Below are 25,592 nucleotides of genomic sequence, written 5' to 3'. Positions count from 1 at the left end.
GATGCCTCAGAACGTGTGACGCACGCCGGCCATGATGAACGCCTGGCGGTTGGTCGACGACGGCGACAGGGTCAGCACGGTCGCGACCGCTGCCTTGCCGGTGGAATCCTGGCCGCTGGCCATCTGGTAAGAGCCGAGCACGTAGACGTCGGTGCGCTTGGACAGGAAGTAGTCCCATACCAGCGACAGCATGTGATAGTCCGACTTTCCCACCGCGCCGACGCCGGTGCCGTGAGTCCAGTTGTAGACCGCACCCAGCACCGTGGCGGGGCTGACCACGTATTTCAGGTTCAACTCGGCAGTGTTGAAGTTGGCAGTGCCTCTTAAACCCAGTGGATTCGGGCCGCTATTGGTATCTCCCAGTGCCTTGAACTGTACGTTGGTGTAGTTGAGCCCGATGGTGGTCTTGCCGATGGTGTAGTCGACGATCGCAGCGATGGTCTGATAGCTCTTGGCCGACGCGTAGCCGCTATAGACCGGACTGGACGTCATGTTGTTGGTGGTGCCGGTGGTCAGCGTTGGTGCGCTGGCAAAGAACGACTGGTTGGGATTGCGTGCGTTGAGGTACGCCGCGCCTATCTGCAGTGGGCCACCGTCGTAGCGCAGGCCGGTCGACCATATCTGGTTGCGGCCCATCGATCCGGCGCTCTCGCCAAAACCGTAGACCACATCTGCGGTAATCCCGTTCAGGGAGGGCGTGCGGTACTTGACCGAGTTGGAGACGCGCTTGGTGTTGTTGAGGTTGTCCAGGTCACCGACGTGCGCGGTATTGCCGCCGCCGATCACCGGCGAGGTCAGCAGGAACGCAACGTTGCTGACGACCGAATCGTATTGGCGACCCATCGTGACGGTGCCATAGCCGGTATTGGCCAGCCCGACCCAGGCCTGTCGGCCGAACAGCAATCCACCTTGCTGGGCGGCGCCGGTGCCGACGTTGAAGCCGTTTTCCAGCAGGAACACCGCCGATGAGCCGGCCCCCAGATCTTCGACGCCCTTGAACCCGAGGCGACTGCCTTGCTTGACCCCGCTGACGCCGCCGAGCATCGAGCCGCCGCCATTGTTGGTTACGTATTCGACGCCGTAGTCGACGATGCCGTAGATGGTCACGCTCGATTGCGCGTGTGCGGTGCCGATGGCAGCGAAGCCTGCCAGCAATGGTGCGATGAATTTTTTCTTCACAAGATTCCCCGATGGGTGGAGTGGGTCATGGACTGGATGCCATCGCGCGACCTGCCCGGATCGCGGCGGCATGTGCCTGCCAGGCGCTGTTGCGTTTTCTTCCTCTGTCTTGCGATACATCAAATACTAGATTCTGAATTCAATTTAATTTAAGCAAAAAACAGGCCATATCCAGAATTGGTAACGCGAAGAAAGCGGGAAGGAAAGAAGCGGAGTCGGGGGAATCACCCAAGACCGAAGTGCGCGGCAAGGTCGGCGACAGAAGGCGCGACCGTGTAGCTGCTCTCCCTGTTCATAATGTTTCGTTGAACAGGAACAGGCACGGCAATGTTACGGGCCGCCAGAAAAGGCCGTCAAATGTGATCGCTTTATGCGATGCATCAGTACGGCCTATTTTTCTTTAGTCCGGCTTGGGCTCAAGATCGGGAGTTTTCCAGTTAATCTCGGCGCTCATCGAAGGTGCAATTTATTTGCAAAATACCGCCGGTTTTATTGTTTCGCACTTGCCATGTGCGAAGCTTCCCCAAAGTCGCGCGAATCCAACAATGGAAGCAGCGTGGTAGTAAATCCACAATATAAATAAATACTGAATCCACTTTATTGGGATTTGAAGAGTCCTGGATCAGGCCGGTTGGCCAAGGAACGTCCGAGTGTCATGCCTCTGCCTAGAGCCAGGTGCATGTTCTGTCGAGCGCGAAAGGAAACGTGTGCGCCGTATCGGGCTATCAGTCTGCGAACGGCGTGGCCAATCATTGGTGATTGCATATTTCAGGTTTTTTGATGACCGCTCCTGGCCGGTCGCGGTCCTTCGATCCTCGCAGAGTTAGTAGCGGCTAGGCTTAGGCATACAGCGATTGATGGCGTAAATCTCCGGCAACTATGCATTCTCGTCACGATGATCAGCTTCGCCGCGCTTCCAATAGCCTGCTGCATGGATGAGGCTACGGTCGATGCCGCGCAGATTTAAAGACTTGCGGATCGCCTGCACTTCCGACGATTCCGCCGCCACCATGATCCTGGCCAGCGGCGCAATCGCTATCGTTTCCAGCGCCGCTTCCAATGACAGGCCCGCCGCCACGGGATGGCCATCCCTATGGAGCCAGTGCAGCGTGAGTTCGGCTTTACTGTGCAAATAGACTTGCTCAATGAAACTGCCGACCCTGGCCAGGACGTGCACCCTGGCATGTTCAGGCAATGCTTCGAGAATGGCGCCGATTGCCGGCAGGGCCGTCTCGTCGCCGATCAAGAGGTAGTCATGTGTCTGCGGATCGATTTGAAAGCCGCTGCGCGGGTGCACGTCGCTTATCTCGAATTGATCTCCCTCCCGCACACGCTCAGCCCAAGCGGATACCGGCCCGGTGTCGCCGTGAAGAAATATATCGATATCAAGCTCGCGCGTCGACCAATCGAAATGGCGGACGGTATACGCCCGACCACTGCTGCGTTGCCGGCCTCCGTCAGGCGAGTCTATCGAGACGAAGAGCTTGAACCACTGGGCCGGTAGCTCAGGCTTCAGGCTAGAGAGGCAACTGCCGTCGACGGTCAGTCTCTTCATGTGCGGCGTGACGAGCTTGCTGCGTTTTACGGTGACGGTGTGCAGCTGATACGGGGGGCGTTCAGATGACATGGTGTTTCCTTTTGTGCGAAGTGAAAAAGATGGCAAGGGGTATGGCTCAGAATGTGGCGGTCATGCCGAGCCACAGGCGACGGCCGTCTTCGACATAGCCGTAGTCGGCATAGCGGATTTTCTTGTCGCCGATGTTGTAGATGGCGGCGCGCACGCCCAATGAACGGTTGATCTGATAAGACGTGCCCAGATCGAACATCGTGTACGAAGGCGCCTCCACCGGCGACAAGATGGCGTAGATTCCGCCGACGTTGTCGCTGTCCTTGCCACGGTAGGTCATGCGTACCCACCCGGAGAGCGCGTCAGACGGCCGATAGGTCAGCGTGCTGGCCAGCAGGTGGCGCGGCAGTTTGTTGAGGGGCTTGCCGGCATACGCGCCGGAGTCCTGACGCGAGTAGGTATAGGTATAGCTGGCATCCAGGGTGATGGCGCGGGTCAATGGAACTCCAAGCGTTGCTTCCACTCCGCGTGTGGTTGCCCGGTCGACATTGGCGTAGGTTTGGGGAGAGAGCGGTCCGTAGAAGCCGGCGCCGCCCGGTAGCGTATAGCAGGCATCCCCAGAAGCGCAGGCCAGTGTGGTGATCTTGTCCTTGAACTTGTTGTTGAACAGCGTCAGGCTGGCGCTGAGTCGGTCCTGTCCCAGATAGGACAGGCCGATTTCTTCATTCAGGGATTTTTCGGGTTTCAGGCCGGCATTGCCGTAGATATTGCCGACCCCGCTCAATGAAGCGTAGCCGGGCGCGACCTGCGTCAGTTCGGGAGATTTGAAGCCGGACGTCACGCCGCCTTTGAGCGTCCATGCCGGTGCCATCGTCCAGACGCCATAGACGCGCGGACTCCAGTGTTTGCCGAACCGGTCGTCGTCGTCGACCCGCACGCCGGTGGTCAACGCGAAACTTTCGGCCATCTGCCATACCTCCTCGGCAAACAAGGCCCTTTGAGTGCGCTTGACGTCATACAGATTGGTGATCGTGTTCGAATAGCGATCGTGCAGATCGTTTTCATCGTAACTGATGCCGACGGTGAGGATATGCTCGTCCTTCGGGATCGTCCATGAAGTCCGGAATGCGGTGTTCTTGAGACGGACGTCTTGCGGCGAGACGTCAAAGACTTCTTGCTGCACATAAGTTTCCGAGGTGCCGAACGACCAGCGCCCTGTGTGCGACAGCGAGAAGCGGTTGGTCTCCACACTTTTGTCGTAAGGATCTGCACAGCCCAGATAGGTGTAGGCGGCACAAGCCGGATCGATCGATTTGCCCGGTTCCTGGCGGATGCGTTGTGAGGTGTGATTGGCTTCGAACACGATATCGTGATCCCGTGTCGGCGACAGCGCCAGTTTGACGCTGACGTTGTCGCGCTGGCTGTTGCGATAGCCGAAGTAAATCTTGTCTTCATCGCGCGTGGAGTGCTGCCCATAGATTTGCAGGCCGAGCAGGTCGTTCCTGATCGGGCCGGTCAGGAAGAAACTGCCTTGATAGGCATCACCCGATGCGGAATGCTGTTGCAAGAGAAGATCACCGCTGATTTCTCCGCTCCACGTCTTGGCGACCTTGCGCGTGATGATATTGATCACGCCGCCCATTGCGTCAGCGCCATACAGCGCGGACATAGGTCCGCGCACCACTTCCACCCGCTCGATTGCAGAGATCGGCGGCGTCCATGCGTTCATCTGGCCATAGCCGTCTGACAGCCGGCCGGTCTCGCGCGAGTCGACCCGCTTGCCGTCGATCAGCATGAGTGTATAGGCCGAGCCCATGCCTCTGATGCTGATTTCTTTGCGGTCGTTGCCGCCTGTAGTGATTACACCGGGAACCGAAGAGAGCGCGTCGGCCAGATCCCGGTACGGTCTGTCTTCGAGCTCCTGGCGAGTAATGACGCTGATGGATGCCGGCGCCTGGACAAGCCCCTGAGCGACGCCTCCGGCGGATGCGCTGACGACGACCGTGGGCAGGGCGGCTGAGGCGCCAGATGAGTCGCTTGCCGCTGACTGATCAGATTCGGCGGCCGAAACGTACGGTGCGCCCGCCAGCATTGCCGCTGAAAGCGCTACCTGGCTGACTGCTCGCGAGAGCATGAGCCTGCGCGGAGACGCCACGGGACAATCGGCGATTGGAGAAAAAACGGTATTCACGATAAATAGAAATCATTGTTGTTTGAGGTCTCTATTTAACTATGTGACTTCGATAGGTGAATGGCGAAATTTGGACAAAATATTATTCAATTCAGCCAAATGAAAAAATGAAAAATTCGCAGTGGCAAGTGCTAGCCCGCTTGCTATGGCGCCAGCGCCTGGGAACAGAACTTGAAGCGGGATGGCATTGCTGAAATGACGTTCTCAAACAGCGAGCGGCATCAGCCTGGAAGTACGATGCTCGGCACCGAGAGCGTGTGCTTGCCTGTCACTCGTTCCGACAGATAGCGCGCCGGTGGCTTGCCCAGCGCCTTGCGAAACATGGTGACAAAGCCGCTGGCGTTCTCATAGCCGAGTTCCAGGGCGACCGTCTGCACGCTCTCGCCTTCCGCCAGGCGCTGAAGTGCCAGGATGACGTGCAACTGCCGGCGCCAACGCCCGAAGCTCATGCCGATCTGCTGCTGAAGCAAACGGCTCATGCTTCGTTCGCTCATGGCGATGCGAGCAGCCCATTCCTCCCTGCTGGTCTTGTCCGCAGGATCGGCCAGAAGCAAATTCACCAGGCGGCGCAGTCGCTTGTCCCGCGGCATCGGCAAATGCAGGTCTTCGACGGGTGCCGCCACAAGCTCATCAAGCAGAGTCGCAATCAGCCGTTCTTCACGGCCACCCGGTTTGCCGAGTGTGGAGAACCCCGCTGCCGTCAGCAGAAGCTCGCGCAGCAACGGTGAAACGGAAATGGTGCAGCATTCGTTCGCCAGGTTGGGGGTGGCATCGGGTTCCACAAACAGGCAATAGCATTCGGTGATACCGGAGCCTCGGGCGGAATGTTCGACGTCGCCGGGAATCCACACGGCACATTGAGGCGGCACGATCCAGACGCCATTCTCGATTTCACAGTTGAGCACGCCTCTTACTGAATAAAGCAGTTGCGCCTTGCGATGGCGATGCTTTGCATGCTCCCAGTCCTTCGCGATGCTGGTAGCGCTGAGCGCATATACCGAGCGTGGAACGCTGTCCACGTCCTGGGCAACGACAATGTCTTTGGTAGTGGCTCTTGCCAAGGTATGTGGAGAGAAGAAAGGGATGAAGTTGGCCGATTTGAAATATATTGTCGTCTTATTTTTAATTATTCGCTCGTTCGAATCAGTTACTTTTCTGCAGCGTCTTCTTCGAGCATCGATTTTGCAGTAGAAGAAATCTTAAGTCGGACGGCTTCCGTATGGTTCTGATCGGTTAAATATGCCGACATCTTTTCTCTACGCTTGTTGTCTGTTTCTGGCTGCAAGCATCCAGCATCGTGAGATAGCGGATGCCTCTACAAGCCGGGACTCGCAGCCATGCGTGATAGCTTTCAGCTCATACGGTGGCGTTATCAATTAAGAAGGATTCCATCGCTGCTACCAATGCAAGCGGGGTTTCATTCATCGGATAATGTCCCGCCTCCTCCAGGATATCGACAGTAGAATGCGCGTATCGGCGCAGATAGGTCTGCGCCATTAATTCTGCGTTGAAAGTAGGATCGAGCCTTCCTACCACCACCTTGACCGTATGCTGGCCGCGAATTTCGTTTGTGAAGTCGGTATCTGCCCAAGTCCGAAAGTAGGCCGAAAATGCATCGGGCGAGGACTGCCTGAGCGAATAGGCCGCTTTCCACTCGATCCAGGATCGGGGCAACCGGCCACCGGTGCTGCGATCGATGATGGTTTCCCGATGCGCGATATTTTCAGCCGCATCTTCCAGCAGGCGGCGCGTGGAGGCCTCGTAAGAAATTCCCCCGCAAGGCACTGGCGAAATTCCAAACAGCGCACGTACCCGGCGAGGAGCAAGAATCGCAATGCGTTCCATAGCCATGCCTCCCATCGAATGGCCTACCAGGCTAAACGTATCAAATCCAAGTGTGTCTGCAAGTGCCAAAGCATCGCTGGCGATTTCCTCTATCGTGTACTGTCCCGGCACATCTTTCATACCGCCGTAACCGCGGTAATCCATAAAAATGTAACTGAACGCTTGACCGGATAGCCAAGGCTCGATGGGCTGGAACGAATGTGCGTCGCCAAACCAGCCATGCAAAACGATGACGGGATGCGGGCCATTCCCCACTCGATGGAAGGTATTGATCATGGTGACTCCAACGATGATGCGGTTTTCGGGATGCCAGATACCGGCACGGCCAAGGTATGCCGAGCAGCATGAAGCGAAGTGAATCGTAATTGAGTCAGCGATGGCCTGCATTCATAAATAGGTCATTAGCTGTAGAATTCGGGCCATGCGAAATACGTCCGTAGATCTCTATGAAGAGCTGCCCCGAAGCGTGGTGGTAACCGCGAACGATTTCGCGGCCGGATTGATGTTCCCGCAGCATTCCCATCAACGAGGCCAGTTCGCGTTTGCGTCACGCGGCACCATTAGTGTGTCCACATGTTCCGGTCAATGGCTTGTTCCGCCGCAACGTGCCTGCTGGATACCCGCAGGCATGGCGCACACGATGACGATGGGCGGGCCGGTCACCATGCTCAATGCATTCATCTCATCCGAGGCGTCCATGGCCGCGCAAATGCCTATGGATTGCTGCGTCTACGGCGTCTCGATGTTGCTGAGGAATCTGCTGGAGGAAGCGATTGATTTGCCAGTGATGTATGAAATAGAGGCGCGTGCAGGCAAGCTGATGGCATTGCTTGTTGCTGAGATCGCATCAATGCCTCGTCTTTCACTTCATGCACCACTGCCGCGTGATCCTCGCTTGGCCGAGGCATGCCGACGCCTGTTTCATACGCCGTCGGTTGCGACCGGACTCGATCACATGGCGGCGGAAGTTAGCATGAGTCGACGAACATTTACCCGCTTCTTCCGCGAACAGACTGGCATGAGCTTTGCTGATTGGCGCCAGCAGGTCTGCCTGCTCAGTGCCATAGCCCGTTTGAATGACGGCGAATCCGTGACGCGTGTCGCACTGGATCTTGGCTATGCAAGTCCCAGCGCGTTCTCTTCCGCATTTAGACGCGTGCTTGGGGTCGCGCCGAGCCAGTACATTGAGGCACAGCAAAACGCTGTAAAGATGCCCATTTCATGACGGCTTGCGGTTTCAAGGTCGAGCACCATCCACTGAGCGAGACCAAGAGAACTCAGTCTGCTTTTGGGCGAGGCAGTGTAAAAACGTAAAACCTCAGAGAAAAAGTGGGAAAGGAGACGCTTCCAGATGTCCAAAAAATTGAATAGCGGCCGATCTGAAAGGCCGATTTTTCAATGGGTCAAAATTTTCTACGTTTTTACACCGCCTCGGCCGATAGTCGACCTTGGCTAGCATGATCATTGATGCTTTTGCGGCGTTTGTCTGGTGACCAACCTATTGGCACGATATCAGATCATTTTTACAGACTTTATTGTTAGTGATCATCATCACTACCAACTGCTATCCCGCTCCGCCGTCGAAGAAATCTTATGAATCGACAGGTCGGCGCCCTCGAATTCCTGCTCGGGATCCAGCCGAATCCCCAGCGTCGCCTTGAGTACGCCATAGACCACCCATCCGCCGATCAGCGCGATGGCAATGCCCAGCAAGCTGCCGGCCAGTTGCGAGATGAACGATACACCGCCGCGTCCGCCCAGCGCGGTCGCGCCGAAGATGCCGGCGGCCAGGCCACCCCATAATCCGCACAGGCCGTGCAGCGGCCAGACACCCAGCACGTCGTCGATCTTCCAGCGGTTCTGGGTCCAGGTGAACATCCATACGAAAATGGCGCCGGCCATGCCGCCGGTGACCAGCGCGCCCAGCGGGTGCATCAGGTCGGAGCCGGCGCAGATGGCGACCAGGCCCGCCAGCGGGCCGTTATAGACGAAACCGGGGTCGTTGCGGCCCAGGATCAACGCCACCAGCGTGCCGCCGGCCATCGCCATCAGCGAATTCATGGCGACCAGGCCATTCATCTTGTCCAGCGTCTGCGCGCTCATCACGTTGAAGCCGAACCAGCCAACCGTCAGGATCCACGCGCCCAGCGCCAGGAAGGGAATGTTGGACGGCGGGTGCGCGGCGATCGCGCCTTCCTTGCTGTAGCGCCCGCGCCGCGCACCCAATAACAGTACCGCGGGCAGTGCGATCCAGCCGCCGACGGCGTGGACCACGATGGAGCCGGCGAAGTCGTGGAAGGGCGCGCCGAAGTGGCTGGTCAGCCAGTCCTGCAGGCCCAGGTGACCGTTCCAGGCGATGCCTTCGAAGAATGGATAGACCAGCCCCACCAGGACGGCGGTGGCAATCAGCTGCGGGTTGAATTTGGAACGCTCGGCAATGCCGCCGGAGATGATCGCGGGAATGGCGGCTGCAAAGGTCAGCAGGAAGAAGAATTTCACTAACTCGAAGCCGCTCTTTTGCGCCAGCGTCTCGGCGCCGGCGAAGAAGCTCACGCCGTAGGCGATGTAATACCCGATCAGGAAGTAGACGATGGTCGAGACCGCAAAGTCAGCCAGGATCTTGACCAGCGCATTGACCTGGTTCTTCCTGCGCACAGTGCCCAGTTCAAGGAACGCGAAGCCGGCGTGCATCGCCAGGATCATGATGGCGCCCAGCAGGATGAACAACGCATCGGCGCCGTTTTTGTGATCTTCCACCGCAAAATCTCCCAAAAAGTGTGCAAGGAATCGTTTAGAGATCGCCTTTAAAGCAATAACCGTTCCATTTTGGTGCTTTTGGTGTAAGTCGTTGATTGTAAATAAATTTAATTCTTATATTTCTTTGTGGAATCGCGTTATTGCACGTCAATTGTGCAAGATTTGAAGGAGAATGTAACCGGTCGCAAGTTTTTGGTGCGTCGCCTTCGCAATCAGAAAATCAGAAGCCGCTGTCGCTGCCAAAGCTGCCACTGCTGCTGCGTCCACTTGAGCCACCCATGCCACTCATCCCACCCATTGCGCCGCCGCCCATGCCGCCGGATGGACGCGCACCACGCCCGCTGCCATGGCTGCCATCACTTTTGCCGGGGCCGTCGGCCACCCTTTGCATACGGTCGAGGATGTAGTCCTGCACTTGCTTGCGCTGGCGGTCATCCAGGGCATCGGCCATCGAAAACCATATTTCTCTCAGCTGACGTCCTTCCTGTTCGGCGGCGGCGCCATCGTCGTCATAGCCGCGGGCAAGATCGCGCAGTTCGGCCTGGGGCGTGCGCAATACCTTGTCGGTGTCTTCCTGCAGGTGGGTGCGGCGTTGCTGTCGCTGGTTCAGCACGGCGCGGGTCTTCTGTTCGGTCTGCTGCCACAGGATTTGCTGGTTGGGCGTGAGCTGCAGGTCTTTCTTGAGCTGCTCGGTCATCGGCAGGATGTCGGACGCGATCAGGTCAACCAGCGGCGTGGCCGCTGCCGAAATACTGACGATCAACGCCACGCTGGCAGCACCGGCTTGCAGCGCACGGCGCAGCGAGTTGGAAAACAGGAACTTGTGCATCATCGCCTCAGGTGAATGCGGCCAGGTGGCCGGGGAGGCGATGATTTAATCAGGAGTACGACCGCAGAGGAGCCGGCGAAGCATTCGGTAACACTTCATTGATGCTCGACTAACGCCATTCAACCTGGGCCGGCCAGCTTGCGCGAGATCGCCGCGCAGGTTTCAAGCAGCGGGTCGATGTAGGAAGCGCGGCAATCTTCATGGCGGCGAAACAGCGGAATGCTGATGCTGATGCAAGCCACCGGTACGCCATCGGCACCAGCGATGGCGGCGCCGTAGCAGAAGATCTGCGGTTCGTTCTCTTCGCGATCCTCGGCGTAGCCTTGCGCGCGGGTCTGTTCGATCTCGGCACGCAAGGTGGCGAGGTCGGTGATGGTGTGTTCGGTGAAGCGCTCCATGCGAATCGCCGACATCAGGTGTTCGCGGCGCTCGTGCTCCAGTCCAGCCAGGTAGGACTTGCCGACCGAGCTGGAGTAGAGCGTCACGCGGGTGCCGATGCGCGAACTCATGCGCACCGCCTGCGGGCTTTCGAGCTTTTCGATATAGACCATACCGGCGTCGGAGGGCACCGCAAGGTGCACCGTTTCGCGGGTGGCATCGCGCAGCGCGCGCAGATGATCGATGGCGGTCATGCGGATGTCGCTGCGGTCCCAGGCGCGGCTGGCCAGGTTGATCAGGCGCGGGCCGACTTCGAATTGGCGCGTGCGCGGGTTTTCGACCACCATGCCCTCGGCCATCAACGCCGCCAGGATGCGATAGACGGTCGGCCGCGGGTAGCCTGACAGCGCCGCCAGCTGCGCAATTGTCAGCGGGTCGTTCTGGTCGGCGATCAATTGCAGCACGGCCACGAACTTGGAAAAGGCGGCTGTGCCGGCGATCTTGGTCTGGTCTTCCGTGGCGTGGTCGTTGGCGGGCATGGGCGTTGGGTGAAGGATGGGTGCCGTGGCGCGGCGATTATAACGGACGAAAAATACCGGACGAAAAATAACCGGCGCAAAAACGGCGCACTCAAAAAAGCCCGCGCCAGCTTGGAGGCCGACGCAGGCAATGGCATGCAATCTTCGATTTATCCACAGCCTGTTCGCGCGGCGAGGGTGTGGATAATTTTTCTCCTGGCGCCGGTCAGGCGATCAGGTAGCCACCGTCTACCGGCACGATGGCGCCGGTCATGAAGGATGCAGCTGGCGTACACAGGAAGGCCACCACGTTGCCGATGTCTTCCGGTGTGCCCCAGCGGTTCAATGGGGTGCGTTGCAGGATCGGGCCGGCGCGCGCCGGGTCGTCCTGCAGCGCCTGCGTCAGTGGCGTGGCGATCCAGCCGGGGGCGACCGCATTGACGCGAATGCCGTCGGCCGCATAGGCAATCGCCAGCGACTTGGTCAGTTGCGCCACGCCGCCCTTGCTGGCGCTGTAGCCCGGTACCAGGCCGCCGCCGAAGAAGCTCAGCATCGATGCGGTGTTGACGATGCTGCCGCCGCCGCTCTTCTTGAGCAGTTCGCGGGCAGCGGCGCAGACGCGCATGGTGCCGGTGAGGTTGACCGCGATCACCTGCTCGAAGACTTCCGTCTCCAGCTCGGCGCCGCGCTTGATGATGCCGGCGCAGTTGACCACGATATCGAGCCGGTCGATGCCGGCCAGGGCACGGCGTACGCTGTCCTCGGAGGCGACGTTCATCTCGATGAGCGAGATGCCGGTGCCGGCGAATTCCTCGGTGGCAAACGGCGGCAGGCCGGCGGCAATGACGCGCGCGCCCAATGCGGCCAGCTGGCGTGCGATGCCGCCGCCGATGCCCTGCGTGCCGCCGGTGACCAGCGCGGTCTTGCCCTTGAAGATATCGGGAGTAAAGCTCATGTCTTTTCCTTTTTCGATTGAGTCTCGATTGCAGTCGGGGGACTGGCTGGATGGCGCCGGCTATCGAGCCGGCTTGCGTGCCGGCGCCATCGGGTCAGGCTCCCGCAGGGATCAAGCGTGCGAGTCGATCGGTTTGTCCACCACGAACATGTACACCAGCGCTGCGGCGAAGGCCACCACGGCGCTGATCAACAGCGCATTGATGAACGAATGGGTCTGGTCGACCACGATGCCGGTCACCAGCGGCGCCAGCGAGCCGCCGAGGTAGCCGCCGAAGTTCTGCATGCTGCCCAGCGACGCCACCAGGCGCCGCGGAATAGCCACCGACACCAGCGCCCAGGCGCCGCCCGAGGCCATGTTGACGAACGCCATGGCCAGCGAGATGTAGACGATCGCCATGGTGGTGCTGGGCGTGTAGGCAGCCGGGATGGTGAACGCACCGGCGCCGATCAGGCCTGCGCAGATGGGCCACTTGCGGCTGCGGATCGGGGCCATGCCGCGCTTCATGAGGCCATCGGCGATGTAGCCCGAGGACAGCATGCCGAGGGTGCCGAAGATGTACGGGATCACCACCACCCAGCCGGTGCGCGCAATCGACAGGTGACGTTCGTGCTCGAGGTAGGCGGGCAGCCAGGTCAGGTACAGCCAGACCATGTAGATCACGCCCATGAAGCCGAACAGCATGCCCCAGGTAGTGCGGTACTTGAACAGGCCCTTCCACTCGTTCCAGGTCAGCTTGGCGTTGGCATTGGGGTCGTTCTCGTCCCCTTCGGCCAGATACAGGATCTCGGACGGGGTGAGTTCGACTTCATTACGGTTGCGATAGAACAGGTACCAGCCGACCGACACGGCGATGCCGGCAATCCCCATGATGACGAACATCATGCGCCAGCCGAACGACAGCATCAGGATGGTCAGGATCGGGGGCGCGAGCGCCGGGCCGATGGTCGAGGAGGCCACGAAGATACCGGTCGGCCCGCCGCGCTCACGCACGGCAAACCATTCCGAGACCACCTTGGCGCCAGCCGGAAACTGCGGCGCCTCGCCCAGGCCCAGGAACACGCGGGCCACCAGGAACTGCTGCAACGTGGTCACGAAACCACCTGCCAGCTGGGCCACCGACCAGACCATCATGCCCGCGCCCAGCATCACGCGCGCACCGAACTTGTCGAGCATGGCGCCGATGGGCAATTGCGAAAATGCGTAGGCCAGCGAGAAGGCCGACAGCAGCAAGCCCATCTGTGACGCCGACAGGTTCAGCTCCTGGCTCACGGAGTGGTTGGCGATGGATAGCGTGCTGCGGTCGAGGTAGTTGACGATGCCGGCCAGCATCAAAAACGTTAGCCCGACCACCTGGATGCGTTTGAGCCGCGGGCTCTTTTCTTTCTGGACTTCCATGAAGTGTGTCTCCAAGTGTATGAGTAAATGCCATTTGGCTGCCTCCGTGCCATCGCCTTTTTGCGGCGCTTGATGCCGGAAGCAAAGTTTTAGTTTCTAGTTATATGGGCAACGCTTTTCGTCGCCGGCGTTGTGGATGCCGCCGGCGCTGTGGGGTCGGCTGTCACCAGCCGGTCCGGTACCGGACGCGCCCTCGGTGGTGGCGCATCCGGTTGCTGCCCTCGCCCGGATCATTCTTGACATCAATAAGTCGCGCGACCGCCCGACAGGTCGAACACGGCACCGGTGTTGAAGGTGCAGGAGCCTGAACACAGCCAGGCCACCATCTCGGCCACTTCATCGACCGTGCCCAGGCGCGCCATCGGGCTCTTGTCGATCATGGTCTGTACATGGGCCGGATTCATTTGCTGCAGTAGTGCGGTATCGACTGCCGCCGGCGCCAGCGCATTGACCAGCACCCCGGCCTTGGCCAGTTCCTTGCCGAGCGACTTGGTCAGCGCCAGCACGCCCGCCTTGGAGGCACTGTAGGCCGATGCGTTGGGTGTGCCTTCCTTGCCGGCCAGCGACGCGATGTTGACGATGCGTCCGCGCCCGGCTGCGCGCATGGCTGGCACTACACTGCGACAGGCGTGAAATACGCCCAGCAGGTTGACGTTGACGATGCGGTGCCATTCGGCCACGTCGTATTCGTCCAGCGGCACGGTCGAACCGGCATAGCCGGCGTTGTTGACCAGGAAGTCGATGCGCCCGGTGTCGGCCAGCAGACGCTGTGCGGCGGCATCGGTGGAGGCCGCGTCGGTGATGTCGACTTCATCCTGCTGGAACGGCGACGCCGGATTGGCCTTCAGGTCCCAGCACACCACCTGCGCGCCGGCGCGCGCCAGGCGTTCGCCGATAGCCGCGCCGATGCCTCCATTGCCACCGGTGACGACCGCCACGCAGTCGGTGAAATCGTAGTCGGCGTTGTGATAGGTCATGGAGCCGCTCCTGCCATCAGCGCACGAACTGGTTGACGTAGTCGCCGCCCAGGCCGACCGCTTCGTAGTGCTTGCGGCACATGTCGAGCTTGGTATAGACGTCTTCGTAACCTTCGAACTTGCCCCAGGGGTCGCAGTAGAACATGACGCCGGTGATGTGGAAGTAGGTGATCATTTCTTCCACGTCCTCGGGCACGAAGAGGGTGTGGGTTTCGCCTGGCGGCTCGAAGACGTAGCTGCCCTGTTCGGCGATCCAGTTGTGTTCGAGATAATGCCAGCGGCCCTTCAGTACCATGCCGTGCACCGGCGCCGGATGGCGATGACGCGACAGCACGCCCGACTTGCGCACACGCAGCAGGTTGGTCCAATAGCCTTGCGAGACGTTGAGGCAGAGCGGGCGGAACCAGACGTTCTCGGCCTGCGGAACCCAGATGCGCTCGTCCTCGGGGATGGCCGGGTTGACCACGATTTCCAGCGGCGCTTCCTTCGGATTAGGGAATTGATAAGGCATCAGCTTGGCTGCAGCCGGCGTGACTTCGCTCATTGGGTTCTCCTCATTGGTTTATTCTTCAGACTCAATGTTCACTATATGGACATGTGGTCTGCAATGTGGTCACTTTGAGTGAAGGGCCTGAGGATGTCAAGCGGGCTGCCGGTGGCCGTTCGCGCCAGAAAGCGAGTGCGCGCGGCGCTGAAAGCTGCGGTTTCCGGGAGTGCGAGAGTGTATGCAGGGATGCAGGCAATGCGACCCCGGCTTCGATGAAAATTCTGGTGGAGCTTTTTCATGCATGGCGCACGCCGGATCCGAGACGCTAGCGCTCGGTCCGTAGTTTAGCCAAGGGGGGAGGAGAAGGAGTTCAAGGGGAGTCGGGAGCAAGGGGAATAGCCGACTGGGCCACACGATGAGTGCGGCCCTTTTGATGGGTCATTCGTCCCAATGCACCTGGGCAAACGCTTCGCTCAGGAAGTCGAGCATGGCGCGCACTTTGGCCGGCAGATGCGCGCGGCTCGGATAGACCGCATAGATGCCCAGCTCGGAGGAGGTGTAGCCGTCCAGCAGTGATACCAGTTGCCCGCTGCGCAGGTACTGGTCGATCATGAAGGTGGGCTGGCGGGTTATCCCGATGCCGCCCAGCGCGGCTGCCACGCAGCTGTCGCCGTTGTTGACGTGCATGCGCGAATTGACCTTGACGCTGACCGCACCCTCGGGGCCGGTGAAGTGCCAGTCGTCCTTGCTGGCGTGGTAGCTGTACGAGATCGCCTGATGGTGACCCAGTTCGTGCGGGTGCTGTGGGGTTCCGTGCTGCTCGAGATAGGCGGGCGAGGCGCATACATGCAAGCTGGTGCTGGTGAGCTTGCGGTGCACCAGGGTCGAGTCGGACAGGCGGGCAATGCGGATGGCCAGGTCGTAACCTTCGTCGATGATGTCGACGATGCGGTCCGAGAGGGTGATGTCCAGACTGACGCCTGGATTGCGCTCGAGAAAGATCGGCCACAACGGCGCCAGGTGCAACACGCCAAAAGTCTGCGGCGCATTGATGCGCAGCAGCCCGGAGGGTTTGGAGGCGCCGGCGCTCAGGAGATCGTCGGCGGCGTCGAGGGCGGCCACGATCTGCTTGCAGCGTTCCAGGTACAGGATGCCGGCCTCGGTCAGCGACAGGCGGCGGGTGGTTCGCTGCATCAGGCGTGAGCCCAGTCGTGCTTCCAGTTCGAGTACGGTGCGCGACACCGCCGCCTTGGAAATGCCCAGCGCATCAGCGGCCTTGACGAAGCTGCCCAGGTCGGCCACAGCGATGAAGCATTCGATTTCCCGCAGTTTGTTCAAATCATTATCCCCGAGACGGCGCCGCGCGGCGGCGTGGTCCGGGGTTGCGGGCACGCCGATCAGGCGGCTGCCGGTAGTTGTTCAAGCAGCCCGGCATGGCTGCCAAAGGCGAAGGCGTCCATGCGGAGGCTATGATACGTCGAACCCGTATCCAGATGCACGAATTGGGTCCAGTCGTCGGCCGCGCCCATGGCGAAGAACAGGGTCAGCAGGTGTTCGTCGGAAGGGTGGGTGCGGATCGCGTGGGGGGCTGTGGTGCGATAGCCAAACAGCGCCTCCAGGTCGCCGGCGCGCATGCGCTCCAGGAACCACTGCAGAAACTCCACCGTGTGCGGCGCCTCGGGGGCGGCCGGGTCATTGCGTCGCAGCTCGCGCAGGTTGTGCGTGAAGCTGCCGGAACCGACTAACAGAATGCCTTCCCTGGCCAGCGGCGCGAGCAACTGTCCGACCCGAAAATGATAGTCCGGTGGCATGTGCGACTGCAGCGACAACTGGATGGTCGGCACGTCGGCCTGTGGATAAAGATAACGCATCGGCACCCAGGCGCCATGGTCCAGCCCCCAACTGCCGTCGGTGTTGGTATCGATGCCACCATCGCGCAGCAGTCGGGCAACGTGCTCGGCCAGGGCCGGCGCGCCGGGCGCCGGGTAGTCCAGTTCGTAGAGCGCCGGCGGAAAACCGCCGAAATCGTGAATGACCTTGGGTTGCAGCTGGTTGCTCACGCGTGCGGACATGGTCTCCCAGTGCGGCGACAGCATCACCACCGCCTTGGGACGCGGCAAGGTGGCGCCGATCTCGGTCAGCAAGGGGCCGGTGCGTCCAGGCTCGACCGCCATCATGGGGGAGCCGTGCGAGACGAACAGGGAAGGAAGTGCGACGGTGGACATGTTATCTCCGGGCAAGTGTCTGGATGAAGCCCCGCCATCGACCACAGGCAGCAGCGCTTGATGACACTTTAAAGGAGACGGGGCCCGGGATAAATCGGTGTGGGCGGGAAGGATTGTCTTGCGAAGATTGACAATCCCGCCCGCATTGACTTAGTCGTTGCTCTCGGCCTGGGGTTTGGCTTCTTCGCGACGGTTGGAACCGGCCACCATGTCGAAGCGGAACAGACGGCATTCGAGCGCGCCGTTGAAGAAGGGCGTCTTGCGCGATTCTTTCAGGCGCATCAGCTTGGGCAGCCCGAGGTCGGCCGAGAACAGGAACACCTTCCAGCCGGCAAAGCGCTGCTTGAGCGTGCTCGAGAAGTCGGCAAAGAATTGCATGAACAACTCTTCGGTCGGCAGCGCGCGGTCGCCGCGCACGCCGATACGCTCGCCGTAGGGCGGGTTGGTGAGGATGATGCCGGCCAGCGGCGCGCCGTCGGGACCCAGCGGTGGCTTGACCTCTTGCGCTTCGATCTGCTTGAGCGGGATCTCGAACTGGATGCCGGCCCGACGCAGGTTTTCGCGGGTCAGTTCGACCATGTCGCCGGAGATGTCGCTACCGAAGATGGTAGGTGTGGTGGGCAGCGGATTGGGCTTGAAATCGCCCTTGATCGACAGCCATGCGCCGGCGTCGAAATTGCTGAATTTCTCGAACGCGAAGCGGCGTCGGGCGCCGGCCGGCACACCGGCGACCATCTGCGCCGCCTCGGCCAGGATCGTGCCCGAACCGCACATCGGATCGAACAGCGGCACGCCCGGCTTCCAGCCGCTGGTGCGCAACAGGCCGGCGGCGAGGTTTTCGCGCAGCGGCGCGTCGCCGGTTTCTTCACGCCAGCCACGCTTGAACAGCGCCTCGCCGGAGGTGTCGAGATAGACCGTGAAATTGTGGGCGTCGACGAAGCCGGCGATGCGCATGTCGGGGGTGCGGGTGTTGACCGACGGACGCAGCTTCATCAGGTCGAGGAAGCGGTCGCAGATGGCGTCCTTGATCTTCAGCGTCGAGAATTCGATGCTCTTCAGGGGCGACTTCACGGCGGTCAGGTCGACGCGAATGGTGTGCGAGACCTTGAACCAGTCTTCCCAGGCCTGCGCCAGGGTCAGGTCGTAGATGTCGTTTTCATTCTTGTAGGAGCCGTGCGCCATGCGCAGCAACACCCGGCTGGCGATGCGCGAATGCAGATTGAGCTGGTAGGCCGCCAGCAGCGTGCCCGAGCAGTGCACGCCGCCCGGCACCTGGTTGTGCACCTTGAGCGCGGCATCCGGCCCGGCGTGGATCGCGATCTCGCCGAGTTCTTCGGCCAGCGCTGCTTCGAGGCCGCGCGGGCACGGGCAGAAGTAAGAGTAATTGGTTGATGTCGATTGCATGGGGGACCTTTTATCCGTGGTGGTACAAAAATAACTAACTTATATAACTAACTAATCAATCAGCTGCGGGCGAAGGCGCGTTCGACAAAGTCGAGCCGGTCCTGGCCCCAGTAACCTTCACCCTGGTAGATGAACCAGGGCGCGCCGAATACGCTGGCGGCATTGGCTTCATCGGTGAAGCGGTCGAATTCGGCCTGCACGCTGGCCGTCTCGGCCGACTTCAGCAGCGTCGCGCCGTCGCGCTCCTGGGCGTTGGCGATGGCCACCAGGGTGTCGGTGTCGGCGATGTTGCGTTGCTCTTCCCACACGGCGCGCATGAAAGCGCCCGCCAGTTCGAGTGCGGCACGGCTGCCCTGCGCCAGCTGGACCGCGATGATCATGCGCGCGGCGGTGTCGCTGTTGACCGGGAAGTGGGTCGGCTGCAGCACCATCGGCTTGCCCAGGAATTCGCTCCAGCGCGCCAGTTCCTTGAGCCGATAGGCCTGGCGCTGCGGAGCGCGCTTGGCCAGCGGCAGGCCACCCGATACACCGAAGATCTTCGACAGGTCGAACGGCTTGGGGATCACCTGCACCTGGTGCTTCTCGGCCATGGCCACGAAGCGGTCATGGCCCAGATAGGCGAACGGCGAATGCGGCGCGAAGAAGTATTCACAGACTTTGCTCATGACCGGCTCCGGTTGACTGACGAAAACAATGGGGGGCAACAGGCTTCAGAACGGCTTGACGACGACCAGCACCACGATGGCCAGCAGCAGCAAGACCGGCACTTCGTTGAACCAGCGATACCAGGTGTGGCTGCGCACATTCTTGCCCATTTCGAACTTCTTGAGCAACGAACCGCAGGCGTGGTGATAGCCGATCACCAGCACCACCAGCAACAGCTTGGCATGCAGCCAGCCGTTGCCGGGGCCGCGCCAGAAATCGAAGGTCACGGCCCACAGCCAGGCGCCTAGGCCCAGCGCCACCAGCGCCATGATGCCGGTGAAGCGGTACAGGCGGCGCGCCATGCCCAGCAAGCGCTCGCGCACCACCAGGTGCTCTTCCTGGGCCAGGTTGACGAAGATGCGCGGCAGGTAGAACAGGCCGGCGAACCAGGAGGCGATGAAGACGATGTGCAGCGCTTTGATCCAGAGCATGGTGGTCCTTGGGTGAGTCGATGGGATGGCGCCTGCGCGCCGCCTTTCCTTATAACCGGATCACTGCCGGACCTGGCCCTGGCCCAGCACCACGTACTTGAGCGAGGTCAATCCTTCGAGCCCGACCGGGCCGCGTGCATGCAGCTTGTCGTTGGAAATGCCGATCTCGGCGCCCAGGCCGTATTCGAAGCCGTCCGCAAAGCGGGTCGATGCATTGACCATGACCGAGGCCGAATCGACTTCGCGCAGGAAGCGCATGGCGCGTGTGTAGTCTTCGGTGATGATGGCGTCGGTATGCTGCGACGAATGCGTATTGATGTGCTCGATGGCTTCGTCGATGCCGGCCACCACCTTGATGGCCAGGATCGGAGCCAGGTATTCGGTATCCCAGTCTTCGGCCTGCGCCGTCTTCAGGAACGGGTAGTCGCCCAGGATGGCGTGGCTTTCGGCGTCGCAACGCAGCTCGACTTCCTTGGCACGGTACAGCTCGGCCAGCGGCGGCAGTACGGTGGCGGCGATGTCGCGCGACACCAGCAGCGTTTCCATGGTGTTGCAGGTGCCATAGCGATGGCACTTGGCATTGAAGGCCACGTCGAGGGCACGGCGGGTATCGGCGCGTTCATCGATGTAGACGTGGCAGATGCCGTCGAGGTGCTTGATCATCGGCACCGTGGCGTCGGCGATCAGGCGCGCGATCAGGCCCTTTCCGCCGCGCGGCACGATCACGTCCACATAGTCCTGCATGGTGATGAGTTCGCCCACGGCGGCGCGGTCGGTGGTCTCGACCACCTGCACCGCCTCGGTCGGCAGGCCGGCGCCGGCCAGGCCTTCCTGGACCAGTGCCGCCAGCGCCTGGTTGCACTGGATCGCCTCGGAGCCGCCACGCAGGATGGTGGCGTTGCCGCTCTTGATGCACAGGCCGGCGGCGTCCACGGTGACGTTGGGACGGGCTTCGTAGATGATTCCGATGACGCCCAGCGGCACCCGCATCTGGCCGACCTGAATCCCGCTGGGACGGTATTTCATGTTGCTGATCTCGCCGATCGGGTCGGGCAGGGCGGCGATCTGTTCGAGCCCTTCGGCCATGGTGGCGATGGCCTTGTCCGACAGCGTCAGGCGGTCCAGCATGGCGTCGGCCAGGCCGTTGGCGCGCGCTGCATCGAGGTCACGCGCATTGGCCGCGCGCAGTATGTCCGCGTCACGCCGGATGGCGGCTGCGATCAGCAGCAGCGCCTGGTTCTTGACGGCCGTGTCGGCGCGCGCCATGGCGCGTGAGGCAGCGCGTGCGCGCTGGCCGATCTGGTTCATATAGAGGGCGATGTTTTCCATGGTGTCTGCTTTCCAGCTGCCGCAGTCCGGTGGCTGCGGGCCGTCATAGTTGGGGCTGCCGCAATGCCGGCAGCCGGGGTTGATTCTATCCGCCGCGTGCCAGGGTCAGGCCCAGTTGCGACAGGGCATCCCACGGATCGCCGGCAAAGGTGCGGGCGCGCAGACCTTTGACCATGCGGTCGATCAGCGCGGCCTGGCGCAGTGCATCCTGCAGCGCGCCCAGGCTGATGCGGCGCAGGGCCGGCTCCATCAATCGTTCACGCGGACCCCAGATGCGGTATTCCTTGAGCAGCACCCCGACCGCCTTGCCCTGGGCCACGCCGGACTTGATCTTGAGCAGGGTGCGGATTTCTTCGGTCAGCGCCCACAGCACCAGCGGCAGCGCCTCGCCTTCGCCCTTGAGGCCTTCCATCATGCGCGTCAGGCGCGCAGCGTCGCCGGCCAGCATGGCTTCGTTGAGCTTGAAGACGTCATAGCGGGCGACGTTGAGCACGGCATCGTGCACCTGCTCGAACGACAGCTTGCCAGCCGGGTACAGCAGCCCCAGTTTCTGGATCTCCTGGTGCGCCGCCAGCAGGTTGCCTTCGACCCGGTCGGCGATGAAGTCGAGGCAGGCGCGGTCGGCATTCTGGTTCTGCGCGGCCAGCCGGTTGCCGATCCAGCCGGGCAACTGGGTCCGCTCGACCAGCGGGATATCGATATATACCGCAGCCTGCTGCAGCGCTGCCACCCAGGCTGCTTTCTGGGTCGCCCAGTCCAGCTTGGGCAGGGTGATGATGGTCAGGTTGTCGGGACTCAGGGCGCCGGCGTACTGCTGCAGGGCTTGGCCGCCATCCTTGCCGGGTTTGCCGGTGGGGATGCGCAGTTCGATCAGTTTCTTGTCGCCGAACAGCGATTGCGACTGGTTGGCCGCCAGCAGTTCGCCCCATTTGAAGCTGCGTTCGACCACCAGCACCTCACGCTCGGAAAAACCGTTGGCGCGCGCGGCCTGGCGAATCTTGTCGGCGGCCTCCAGCGCGAGCAGATGCTCGTCGCTGGCGATCACGTACAACGGCGCGAGCGTGCGACCGAGGTGGGTGTCGAGGGCATCATGCCGCAATTGCATCAGGCGTTCTCCGCAGGTCGCCGGCGATCAGGGTTCCGGATCGACGTTTTCGGTCGCCAGCGCCGTCTTGGACGCCGCCAGGCGACGCAGGATCTGCTGCACAAGGTCCGACTGCATGTCGCGGTACAGCAGCACTTCTTCGGCCTGCTTGGCCAGTTCCTGGTTTTCGTCGTAGGTGATCACGCGGCGCAGCACGATTGCCGTGGGTGGAATCAGCACGACGCCCTTGGGATCGGCAACGCTGAAGGTAAAGCGCTGGAACAGCGCGTATTCACGCACCCGGCCATTGGTGTTCAAGGTCAGCACCTGCTTGTCGCGGGTGTCGGCCAGCACCTTCAGGACCGCCTCTGCCTGGTCCGCCTTGTCGACCACTTCACCGCCGCTGGCGCGAATGTTGCGACGCAGTTCGACGCCCACGGTGGAGTTGGGCGAAAAGCCCAGGTAGATGGTCTTGAATGGCAGGTCGGCGGCGCCGCGCAGATGGAAGCCGCAGGCCGTCAGCAGCATGACCACCGTGATGGACAGCAGCCATTGTGCGATGCGCTTCGAATTGTGATGAAGGTGCATTGGAATGCCTTGTATGTCGAAAAGGACGCGAATCAGACCACGATGTTGATCAGCTTGCCGGGCACCACGATGACCTTCTTGGGCGTGCCGGTCAAAAACTTCTGCACGCCTTCGTTGGCCAGCGCGGCGGCTTCGATAGCGGCCCGATCGGCTTGCTTGGGCACCGTCACGCTGCCGCGCAGCTTGCCGTTGACCTGCACCATCAGCTCGATCTCGTTTTGTTCCAGCGCGCTGGCGTCGACCTGCGGCCAGGCGGCATCAAGGATGTCGCCATGGGTCGCGGCAAAGCCCAGCTCCTGCCACAGCACATGGGTGATGTGCGGTGCGATCGGATTGAGCACGCGCAGGAAGATCGAGAAGCATTCGGCCAGCACGGCGTCGCCGGCGGCGCCGTCGGCCAGCTTGGCCGCTTCCAGCGTGTTGAGCATTTTCATGCAGGCCGAGACCACCGTGTTGTACTGGATCCGCTTGAGGTCGTGATCGGCCTGTTGCAGGATCTTGTGCACTTCGCGGCGCAGCGTCTTGTGGGCTTCGTCCAGTGTGGCGGCGTCGAGCGCGCCAGCCTGGGCAATGCGCGCGACATGGTTGTGGCCGAAGGCCCATACCCGACGCAGGAAACGGTTGGCGCCTTCGACCCCGGCGCCGGACCATTCGAGGGTCTGCTCTGGCGGCGAGGCGAACATCGTGAACAGGCGCGCGGTATCGGCGCCGTACTGGTCGATCTGCGCCTGCGGATCGATGCCGTTGTTCTTCGACTTCGACATCTTCTCGGTGCCGCCGATGATCACCGGCTGGCCATCGGCCTTGAGGATCGCCGACACCGGGCGGCCCTTGTCGTCATGGGTCAGTTCGACCTCGGCCGGGTTGATCCAGGTCTTCTTGCCGCTGGCTTCTTCACGGTAGTAGGTCTCGTTGAGCACCATGCCCTGGGTCAGCAGGTTGGTGAAGGGCTCATCGAACTTGACCAGGCCGAAGTCGCGCATGACCTTGGTCCAGAAGCGGGCATACAGCAGGTGCAGCACGGCGTGTTCGATGCCGCCGATGTACTGGTCCATCGGCATCCAGTAGTCGTTGCGGCTGTCGACCATGGCGTCGTTGCTCTGCGGCGAGGTATAGCGCATGTAATACCAGGACGAGTCGACGAAGGTGTCCATCGTGTCGGTCTCGCGGCGCGCCGGCTTGCCGCACGATGGGCAGTCGACATGCAGGAACTGTTCGTGCTTGTTGAGCGGGTTGCCGCTGCCGTCGGGTACGCAATCTTCAGGCAGCACCACCGGCAGGTCCTTTTCGGGGACCGGCACGTCGCCGCAGTCGGCGCAGTGGATGATCGGGATCGGGGTGCCCCAGTAGCGCTGGCGCGAGATGCCCCAGTCGCGCAGGCGGAAGGTGACCTTCTTTTCACCCACGCCCTGCGCGGCCAGATCGGCGGCGACCGCATCGACTGCCGCCTGGTAAGCCAGGCCGTCGTACTTGCCGGAGGCCACCGTGCGGCCCGATTCCTTGTCGCCGTACCATTCTTCCCAGGCATCGGTGGAGTAATCCTTGCCTTCCAGGGCGACTACCTGCTTGATGGCCAGGTCGTATTTCTTGGCGAAGGCGAAGTCGCGTTCGTCATGCGCCGGCACGCCCATCACGGCGCCGTCGCCGTAGGTGATCAGCACATAGTTGCCGACCCACACCTCGACCTTGTCGCCGGTCAGCGGATGGGTCACGAACAGGCCCGTGGGCATGCCCTTCTTTTCCATCGTCGCCATGTCGGCTTCGATCACGCTGCCCTTCTTGCATTCTTCGATGAAGGCTTGCAGCGCCGGATTGTTCTTCGCCGCAAACGTGGCCAGCGCGTGTTCCGGCGCGACCGCGCAGAAGGTCACGCCCATGATGGTGTCGGCGCGGGTGGTGAAAACCCACAGCTTGCCGTCGTTGATCAGCTGGCCGTCATCGGCGATGTCGTGCGGGAAGGCAAAGCGCACCCCGGTCGACTTGCCGATCCAGTTGGCCTGCATCAGGCGCACGCGCTCGGGCCAGCCCGGCAATTTGGTCTCGACGTGCTCCAGCAATTCGTCGGCGTAGTCGGTGATGCGGGCGTAGTACATCGGGATTTCGCGCTTCTCGATCAGCGCGCCCGAACGCCAGCCGCGGCCGTCAATGACCTGCTCGTTGGCCAGCACGGTCTGGTCGATCGGATCCCAGTTCACGGTACCGGTCTTCTTGTAGATGATGCCCTTCTCGAGCATCTTCAGGAACATCCACTGGTTCCACTTGTAGTACTCGGGGCTGCAGGCCGTCATCTCGCGCGACCAGTCGATGGCCAGGCCCATCGACTGCATCTGCTTCTTCATGTAGTCGATGTTGGAATAGGTCCACTGCGCCGGCGGCACGCCATTGGCCATGGCGGCGTTTTCTGCCGGCATGCCGAACGCGTCCCAACCCATCGGCATGAGCACGTTGTAGCCGCTCATGCGCAGGTAACGGTACATCACGTCATTGATGGTGTAGTTGCGCACGTGCCCCATGTGCAGCTTGCCCGAAGGGTAGGGCAGCATCGAACAGGCGTAGAACTTCTTCTTGTCGCGCCCGCTGGCGTCCTTGGCGTGTTCGACGGTCTTGTAGGCGTCGATGGCGTTCCAGTGCTGCTGGGCGGACTGCTCGACTTCGGCTGGGCTGTATTTCTCTTGCATGGCAATGGGCGCGTTGGAAAACGGAAACCCTGCATTATACCGGCTCGACCAGCGCCTGACCTAGCGT

At 61.3% G+C, this 25,592-nt stretch carries 22 protein-coding genes; 1 reads left to right on the top strand and 21 read right to left on the bottom strand.

Features of this window, described 5'->3' with window-relative positions:
• Positions 1 to 6: 6 nt before the first annotated feature.
• From LBW87_RS14640 to LBW87_RS14620, 5 genes are all read right to left on the bottom strand, one after another.
• Entirely contained in the window at positions 7 to 1,179 is a 1,173-nt protein-coding gene (locus LBW87_RS14640; RefSeq protein WP_225202221.1) for a porin, read from the bottom strand.
• An 877-nt stretch (positions 1,180 to 2,056) separates the two neighbouring features.
• Positions 2,057 to 2,806 carry a siderophore-interacting protein gene (locus LBW87_RS14635; protein WP_225202220.1) on the bottom strand — a complete coding sequence of 250 codons (750 nt, stop codon included), beginning with the start codon at positions 2,804 to 2,806 and terminating at the stop codon, positions 2,057 to 2,059.
• 46 nt (positions 2,807 to 2,852) lie between these two features.
• Positions 2,853 to 4,880, bottom strand: a complete 2,028-nt coding sequence (locus LBW87_RS14630; RefSeq protein ID WP_225202219.1) for a TonB-dependent receptor domain-containing protein — start codon at positions 4,878 to 4,880, stop codon at positions 2,853 to 2,855.
• Positions 4,881 to 5,158: 278 nt separating this feature from the next.
• A complete protein-coding gene (locus LBW87_RS14625) occupies positions 5,159 to 5,998 on the bottom strand; it encodes an AraC family transcriptional regulator (protein ID WP_225202218.1) in 840 nt (279 codons plus the stop codon).
• A gap of 295 nt (positions 5,999 to 6,293) precedes the next feature.
• Entirely contained in the window at positions 6,294 to 7,058 is a 765-nt protein-coding gene (locus tag LBW87_RS14620; RefSeq protein ID WP_225202217.1) for an alpha/beta fold hydrolase, read from the bottom strand.
• Positions 7,059 to 7,203: 145 nt separating this feature from the next.
• Between LBW87_RS14620 and LBW87_RS14615 the strand changes: the two genes are divergently transcribed.
• Positions 7,204 to 8,007, top strand: a complete 804-nt coding sequence (locus LBW87_RS14615) for an AraC family transcriptional regulator (protein WP_225202216.1) — start codon at positions 7,204 to 7,206, stop codon at positions 8,005 to 8,007.
• 329 nt (positions 8,008 to 8,336) lie between these two features.
• Here the strand turns inward: LBW87_RS14615 and LBW87_RS14610 are convergent, their stop codons facing one another.
• From LBW87_RS14610 to leuS, 16 genes are all read right to left on the bottom strand, one after another.
• The gene (locus LBW87_RS14610) at positions 8,337 to 9,539 is read right to left on the bottom strand and encodes an ammonium transporter (protein ID WP_225202215.1); all 1,203 of its coding nucleotides are present in this window, start codon (positions 9,537 to 9,539) and stop codon (positions 8,337 to 8,339) included.
• A gap of 220 nt (positions 9,540 to 9,759) precedes the next feature.
• The gene (locus LBW87_RS14605) at positions 9,760 to 10,368 is read right to left on the bottom strand and encodes a hypothetical protein (RefSeq protein WP_225202214.1); all 609 of its coding nucleotides are present in this window, start codon (positions 10,366 to 10,368) and stop codon (positions 9,760 to 9,762) included.
• Between the two features lie 119 nt (positions 10,369 to 10,487).
• Entirely contained in the window at positions 10,488 to 11,285 is a 798-nt protein-coding gene (locus tag LBW87_RS14600; protein ID WP_225202213.1) for an IclR family transcriptional regulator, read from the bottom strand.
• Between the two features lie 205 nt (positions 11,286 to 11,490).
• Complete coding sequence (locus LBW87_RS14595; RefSeq protein ID WP_225202212.1) at positions 11,491 to 12,219, bottom strand: SDR family NAD(P)-dependent oxidoreductase; 729 nt, start codon at positions 12,217 to 12,219, stop codon at positions 11,491 to 11,493.
• A 111-nt stretch (positions 12,220 to 12,330) separates the two neighbouring features.
• A complete protein-coding gene (locus LBW87_RS14590) occupies positions 12,331 to 13,617 on the bottom strand; it encodes an MFS transporter (RefSeq protein ID WP_225202211.1) in 1,287 nt (428 codons plus the stop codon).
• Positions 13,618 to 13,859: 242 nt separating this feature from the next.
• Entirely contained in the window at positions 13,860 to 14,594 is a 735-nt protein-coding gene (locus tag LBW87_RS14585; RefSeq protein WP_225202210.1) for an SDR family NAD(P)-dependent oxidoreductase, read from the bottom strand.
• A gap of 16 nt (positions 14,595 to 14,610) precedes the next feature.
• Entirely contained in the window at positions 14,611 to 15,138 is a 528-nt protein-coding gene (locus LBW87_RS14580; protein ID WP_225202209.1) for a 2,4'-dihydroxyacetophenone dioxygenase family protein, read from the bottom strand.
• Between the two features lie 381 nt (positions 15,139 to 15,519).
• On the bottom strand, positions 15,520 to 16,419 hold the full coding sequence (locus tag LBW87_RS14575) for a LysR family transcriptional regulator (RefSeq protein ID WP_225202208.1): 900 nt from the start codon (positions 16,417 to 16,419) through the stop codon (positions 15,520 to 15,522).
• A gap of 59 nt (positions 16,420 to 16,478) precedes the next feature.
• Positions 16,479 to 17,306, bottom strand: coding sequence for a dioxygenase (locus tag LBW87_RS14570; protein ID WP_225202207.1), 828 nt, complete (start codon positions 17,304 to 17,306; stop codon positions 16,479 to 16,481).
• A gap of 150 nt (positions 17,307 to 17,456) precedes the next feature.
• Positions 17,457 to 18,710, bottom strand: a complete 1,254-nt coding sequence (locus LBW87_RS14565) for a THUMP domain-containing class I SAM-dependent RNA methyltransferase (protein ID WP_225202206.1) — start codon at positions 18,708 to 18,710, stop codon at positions 17,457 to 17,459.
• A gap of 59 nt (positions 18,711 to 18,769) precedes the next feature.
• Entirely contained in the window at positions 18,770 to 19,375 is a 606-nt protein-coding gene (locus tag LBW87_RS14560) for a 2-hydroxychromene-2-carboxylate isomerase (protein ID WP_225202205.1), read from the bottom strand.
• Between the two features lie 45 nt (positions 19,376 to 19,420).
• Positions 19,421 to 19,846: a CopD family protein gene (locus LBW87_RS14555; protein WP_225202204.1), complete on the bottom strand. Its 426-nt coding sequence runs from the start codon at positions 19,844 to 19,846 to the stop codon at positions 19,421 to 19,423.
• A 60-nt stretch (positions 19,847 to 19,906) separates the two neighbouring features.
• Entirely contained in the window at positions 19,907 to 21,175 is a 1,269-nt protein-coding gene (locus LBW87_RS14550; RefSeq protein ID WP_225202203.1) for a glutamate-5-semialdehyde dehydrogenase, read from the bottom strand.
• Between the two features lie 85 nt (positions 21,176 to 21,260).
• Positions 21,261 to 22,280 (bottom strand): DNA polymerase III subunit delta, encoded by a 1,020-nt coding sequence (holA, locus tag LBW87_RS14545; RefSeq protein ID WP_225202202.1) that lies wholly within the window; start codon positions 22,278 to 22,280, stop codon positions 21,261 to 21,263.
• Between the two features lie 27 nt (positions 22,281 to 22,307).
• Positions 22,308 to 22,847: an LPS assembly lipoprotein LptE gene (lptE, locus tag LBW87_RS14540; RefSeq protein WP_225202201.1), complete on the bottom strand. Its 540-nt coding sequence runs from the start codon at positions 22,845 to 22,847 to the stop codon at positions 22,308 to 22,310.
• 32 nt (positions 22,848 to 22,879) lie between these two features.
• Complete coding sequence (leuS, locus tag LBW87_RS14535) at positions 22,880 to 25,525, bottom strand: leucine--tRNA ligase (protein ID WP_225202200.1); 2,646 nt, start codon at positions 25,523 to 25,525, stop codon at positions 22,880 to 22,882.
• Between the last annotated feature and the right edge of the window lie 67 nt (positions 25,526 to 25,592).

It is taken from the genome of Herbaspirillum sp. alder98 (assembly GCF_020179755.1).
In the GTDB taxonomy this organism is placed as follows: Bacteria; Pseudomonadota; Gammaproteobacteria; order Burkholderiales; family Burkholderiaceae_D; genus Herbaspirillum.
This window is presented reverse-complemented; position numbering and strand designations above follow the sequence as displayed.